Genomic DNA, 357 nt, shown 5'->3' on the forward strand with positions numbered 1-357 from the left:
CCCTCAGCGCCGATGCCACTTGCTGGGTCGGTACCTGGCCGCTGATCGCCCCGGATCAGGATGTGTGGCTGCGCCTCAAGGGCACCAAGGCCGATGGGACCGTCCCCTATGATTTGAATATCTGGGCACCACCACCCTGGGGCCCAAGGACCAATCCACTCTGGATCTCCCAAGGGTTCTATGAAGTCCCGGCCGATTATAACTACCTGAAGGAACTGAAGGACGGCAGCACCCTGACGATGGAGTTCAAGGCTGACCTCGGTAAAACCACCGACGAAGCCAATGCGACCCTCTTCCCGCTGCGTACCTATACGGTCAGCGCGGTGGCGCTGGTGTCGCCGACGATCACCGATATCC

The 357-nt window shown here is 60.5% G+C and carries 1 protein-coding gene; it reads left to right on the forward strand.

Translation table 11 applies throughout. The features are described 5' to 3' along the window. Positions 1–357: hypothetical protein (locus tag M5C71_RS33615; RefSeq protein WP_248769706.1), on the forward strand; the 357-nt coding region annotated here is incomplete at both ends.

It is taken from the genome of Pseudomonas sp. MWU12-2345, assembly GCF_023242385.1.
In the GTDB taxonomy this organism is placed as follows: Bacteria; Pseudomonadota; Gammaproteobacteria; order Pseudomonadales; family Pseudomonadaceae; genus Aquipseudomonas; species Aquipseudomonas gingeri_D.